The organism is Aureimonas jatrophae (genome assembly GCF_900104035.1).
GTDB classification, from domain to species: Bacteria; Pseudomonadota; Alphaproteobacteria; order Rhizobiales; family Rhizobiaceae; genus Aureimonas; species Aureimonas jatrophae.
In genome coordinates, this window is sequence record NZ_FNIT01000025.1 from 1 (window position 1) to 5,077 (window position 5,077).

Annotated in this window: 2 tRNA genes, 3 rRNA genes and 1 pseudogene; 5 read left to right on the forward strand and 1 reads right to left on the reverse strand. The window is 58.5% G+C overall.

Annotated elements, in window-relative coordinates:
• The 5 genes from BLQ76_RS21555 to rrf form a co-directional block, all read left to right on the forward strand.
• A 16S ribosomal RNA gene (locus BLQ76_RS21555) occupies positions 1 to 700 on the forward strand; the annotation flags it as partial.
• A gap of 253 nt (positions 701 to 953) precedes the next feature.
• Positions 954 to 1,030: transfer RNA gene (locus BLQ76_RS21560), tRNA-Ile, on the forward strand.
• Between the two features lie 4 nt (positions 1,031 to 1,034).
• A tRNA-Ala gene (locus BLQ76_RS21565) sits at positions 1,035 to 1,110 on the forward strand.
• Positions 1,111 to 1,586: 476 nt separating this feature from the next.
• Positions 1,587 to 4,420, forward strand: a 23S ribosomal RNA gene (locus BLQ76_RS21570).
• A 219-nt stretch (positions 4,421 to 4,639) separates the two neighbouring features.
• Positions 4,640 to 4,754 (forward strand): 5S ribosomal RNA (gene rrf / locus BLQ76_RS21575).
• Between the two features lie 116 nt (positions 4,755 to 4,870).
• On the opposite strand, the pseudogene BLQ76_RS22410 reads toward rrf, so the two are convergent.
• Positions 4,871 to 5,077 (reverse strand): annotated as a pseudogene (locus tag BLQ76_RS22410) (ABC transporter permease); the annotation flags it as partial.

Genomic DNA, 5,077 nt, shown 5'->3' on the forward strand with positions numbered 1-5,077 from the left:
TTACCCTTCGGTGGCGCAGCCAACGCATTAAGCTTCCCGCCTGGGGAGTACGGTCGCAAGATTAAAACTCAAAGGAATTGACGGGGGCCCGCACAAGCGGTGGAGCATGTGGTTTAATTCGAAGCAACGCGCAGAACCTTACCAGCCCTTGACATGCCTCGACGGTCCCAGAGATGGGTCCATTCCTTCGGGACGGGGACACAGGTGCTGCATGGCTGTCGTCAGCTCGTGTCGTGAGATGTTGGGTTAAGTCCCGCAACGAGCGCAACCCTCGCCCTTAGTTGCCAGCATTCAGTTGGGCACTCTAGGGGGACTGCCGGTGATAAGCCGAGAGGAAGGTGGGGATGACGTCAAGTCCTCATGGCCCTTACGGGCTGGGCTACACACGTGCTACAATGGCGGTGACAGTGGGATGCCAGGCGGCGACGCCGAGCCAATCCCCAAAAGCCGTCTCAGTTCGGATTGCACTCTGCAACTCGGGTGCATGAAGTTGGAATCGCTAGTAATCGTGGATCAGCATGCCACGGTGAATACGTTCCCGGGCCTTGTACACACCGCCCGTCACACCATGGGAGTTGGGTCTACCCGACGACGGTGCGCTAACCCGCAAGGGAGGCAGCCGGCCACGGTAGGCTCAGCGACTGGGGTGAAGTCGTAACAAGGTAGCCGTAGGGGAACCTGCGGCTGGATCACCTCCTTTCTAAGGATCTGTCTTTGACGGCCTCCAGGCCATCGGGTGCAAGCCCGGTCCCTTGGACCACCGTATCGACGGGTTTTAGAACAAGACGGTGCCAGTCAGGCACGGTCGCGCAGACAAGTGCCCTGTCCACATGACTTCGGTTGTGGGATTGGGGTGATGGCACGGCATCGCCGTCCACGTTTCTCTTTCTTCCTTGGATAGACGACGACCTCGCCAGCTGACGACATCGGCCGGGCTGGGATCGGAAGAGATCGGGCCCGTAGCTCAGTTGGTTAGAGCGCACCCCTGATAAGGGTGAGGTCGGTAGTTCGAATCTACCCGGGCCCACCATATCGGGGCTTTAGCTCAGCTGGGAGAGCACCTGCTTTGCAAGCAGGGGGTCGTCGGTTCGATCCCGACAAGCTCCACCACCCTTCCTTGAGGCGCGCCTTGCGCTTCGGAGCGGTGGAGTGGGATATCCAAGAAGGAAGCCAAGTTTGCGGCCGTGACCTTTTGGTTCGGTTCGCCTGTTGTTGAACATGTGAAGAGAAGACGGATCCTGACGGGTTCCACCAAGCCACCGGCGCAGCTGGTCGGGCGAGGGGGGGCCTGGTCCGAGGGTCGCCGCCGGAAGGGTTCATCGCCCGTCCGGGTTACCGGTGGCCTTCCCGATGGATGGGTGTGCCTGACCGCCGCCCTTGGGGTTCGTCTCTGGAAGCTGGTCTTTCGCCAGCTCGCCGTAGCTTGATCGCGCGGCGGGTTGGCAGGCGCCATGCTGCAGGCACCCCCGACGTTGCACGCGGGAGGGGTGTTGCATGGTGCCAAGAGAAGAATGAAGAGACTCTGTCCGTGACCTCTCTCTTGGGTCCGCCTTTGGGTGGATCCGATGGTCATGGGCGATGAGAGCGATCAAGTGTCTGAAGGGCATCTGGTGAATGCCTTGGCATGCACAGGCGATGAAGGACGTGGTACGCTGCGAAAAGCCATGGGGAGCTGCGAACGAGCTTTGATCCGTGGATATCCGAATGGGGCAACCCACCTCCGAGCCTTGGTCAGATCGGAACGACGCTGGTACGGGAACGTGCCGGTGGCGTTGCGGTGACCAAGGTTCAACAGCGAGGTATCTAACCTTCGAATACATAGGGGTTAGAAGCGAACCCGGGGAACTGAAACATCTCAGTACCTGGAGGAAAGGACATCAACCGAGACTCCGTCAGTAGCGGCGAGCGAACGCGGACCAGGCCAGTGACCTTGTTGAGAAGAAGCCGAACGCGTTGGAAAGCGCGACATGATGGGTGACAGTCCCGTAGGCGCAATGTCTGACAAGGTACTCGAGTAGGGCGGGACACGTGAAATCCTGTCTGAAATTGGGGGGACCACCCTCCAAGCCTAAGTACTCGTGCATGACCGATAGCGAACCAGTACCGTGAGGGAAAGGTGAAAAGCACCCCGACAAGGGGAGTGAAAGAGAACCTGAAACCGGATGCCTACAAACAGTAGGAGCCCAAGGTTTGTCCTGGGTGACTGCGTACCTTTTGTATAATGGGTCAGCGACTTAGTCTGGCGAGCGAGCTTAAGCCGATAGGTGGAGGCGCAGCGAAAGCGAGTCTGAACGGGGCGTTCAGTTCGTCGGATTAGACCCGAAACCGAGTGATCTAGCCATGAGCAGGTTGAAGGTGCGGTAACACGCACTGGAGGACCGAACCCGCATCTGTTGCAATAGATTGGGATGACTTGTGGCTAGGGGTGAAAGGCCAATCAAACTCGGAAATAGCTGGTTCTCCGCGAAATCTATTTAGGTAGAGCGTCGACCGAATACCCCAGGGGGTAGAGCACTGAATGGGCTAGGGGGACTCACCGTCTTACCAAACCCAATCAAACTCCGAATACCTGGGAGTACTAGTCGGCAGACACACGGCGGGTGCTAACGTCCGTCGTGGAGAGGGAAACAACCCTGACCACCAGCTAAGGTCCCCAAGTCATGGCTAAGTGTGAAAGGATGTGAGAATCCCAAAACAACCAGGATGTTGGCTTAGAAGCAGCCATCATTTAAAGAAAGCGTAACAGCTCACTGGTCTAGAATTAAGGGTTCTTGCGCCGAAAATGTAACGGGGCTGAAGCCATGCACCGAAGCTGTGGATTGCGATCTCCTTGCGAGACGCAGTGGTAGCGGAGCGTTCCCTAGGCTGATGAAGCGGGACCCGTGAGGGCCCGTGGAGGTATGGGAAGTGCGAATGCTGACATGAGTAACGATAAAGGGTGTGAGAGACACCCTCGCCGAAAGTCCAAGGGTTCCTGCTTAAAGTTAATCTGAGCAGGGTGAGCCGGCCCCTAAGCCGAGGCCGAAAGGCGTAGGTGATGGGAACCACGTTAATAATCGTGGGCCTGGTGGAGAGTGACGGATCGCGTGTGTTGTTCAACCTTATCGGATTGGTTGGGCTTCGAAGCGGTTCCAGGAAAGAGCCCCACCGTATAGACCGTACCCGAAACCGACACAGGTGGACTGGTAGAGCATACCCAGGCGCTTGAGAGAACTCTGCTGAAGGAACTCGGCAAATTGCACGCGTAACTTCGGAAGAAGCGTGGCCTCGTCGCACGCAAGTGTTGCGAGGTGGCACAGACCAGGGGGTAGCGACTGTTTATCAAAAACACAGGGCTCTGCGAAGTCGCAAGACGACGTATAGGGTCTGACGCCTGCCCGGTGCTGGAAGGTTAAGAGGAGGGGTGCAAGCTCTGAATCGAAGCCCCAGTAAACGGCGGCCGTAACTATAACGGTCCTAAGGTAGCGAAATTCCTTGTCGGGTAAGTTCCGACCTGCACGAATGGCGTAACGACTTCCCCGCTGTCTCCAGCAGAGACTCAGTGAAATTGAATTCCCCGTGAAGATGCGGGGTTCCTGCGGTCAGACGGAAAGACCCCGTGCACCTTTACTATAGCTTTACACTGGCATTCGTGTCGGCATGTGTAGGATAGGTGGTAGGCTTTGAAGCGTGGGCGCCAGCTCGCGTGGAGCCACCCTTGAAATACCACCCTTATCGTCATGGATGTCTAACCGCGGTCCGTTATCCGGATCCGGAACAGTGTATGGTGGGTAGTTTGACTGGGGCGGTCGCCTCCCAAAGAGTAACGGAGGCGCGCGATGGTGGGCTCAGACCGGTCGGAAATCGGTCGTCGAGTGCAATGGCATAAGCCCGCCTGACTGCGAGACAGACAAGTCGAGCAGAGACGAAAGTCGGTCATAGTGATCCGGTGGTCCCGCGTGGAAGGGCCATCGCTCAACGGATAAAAGGTACGCCGGGGATAACAGGCTGATGACCCCCAAGAGTCCATATCGACGGGGTTGTTTGGCACCTCGATGTCGGCTCATCGCATCCTGGGGCTGGAGCAGGTCCCAAGGGTTTGGCTGTTCGCCAATTAAAGCGGTACGTGAGCTGGGTTCAGAACGTCGTGAGACAGTTCGGTCCCTATCTGCCGTGGGTGTAGGAATATTGACAGGATCTGTCCCTAGTACGAGAGGACCGGGATGGACGTACCTCTGGTGGACCTGTTGTGGCGCCAGCCGCAGTGCAGGGTAGCTATGTACGGTCGGGATAACCGCTGAAGGCATCTAAGCGGGAAACCCACCTGGAAACGAGTATTCCCTATCAGGGCCGTGGAAGACCACCACGTTGATAGGAGGCATGTGGAAGCGCGGCAACGCGTGAAGCTGAGCCTTACTAATCGCCCGATCGGCTTGATCGCTCTCATTCGCCCATGACCATTGCGCAGCAATGTCATGGGTCTCTTCTCTCGCCTTGCGCCAACCGGCTGTGGCCGGTTGTCTGCGGCGGGCCGGAACAGACCTGTTCCGCCGACCCACGAGGGGTCGGGGCTGTCCTCGCTCTCCTGAGCGCTCGGACGGTGGCCAACCGGCAAGGTTCTCCTGAAAAACCAGCTTCCAGCCCAGATGCGATGCGCCGACCTGGTGGCTTCTGCGGGGTGGCCGCACCCGATCCCATTCCGAACTCGGCCGTGAAACGCCCCAGCGCCCATGATACTTCGTCTCAAGACGCGGGAAAGTCGGTCGCCGCCAGGTTCGCCCATCGCATCCTCTCTCACCTCATCACCAAAGCGCCCGCCCGGGGAAACTCGGGCGGGCGCTTTGCTGTGCGCCGGCAACCGATCGGCGCGCAACACAGCGCGCAATACCCCCTATCGTCGCCCCGCGCCCACCCATCTCCCTACTCCCTCCATCGCACCCGATACCACCAGCGCCAAAAGCCCGATCAACACCGCACCCTCCAACACAAACGCCGCATTGCCCGATAGCAAACCCGCCACAATCACCTCCCCCAGCGTCCGCGAACCCACCGTCGAACCAATCGCTCCCAGTCCCAAACCCGTCACCAGCGACAAACG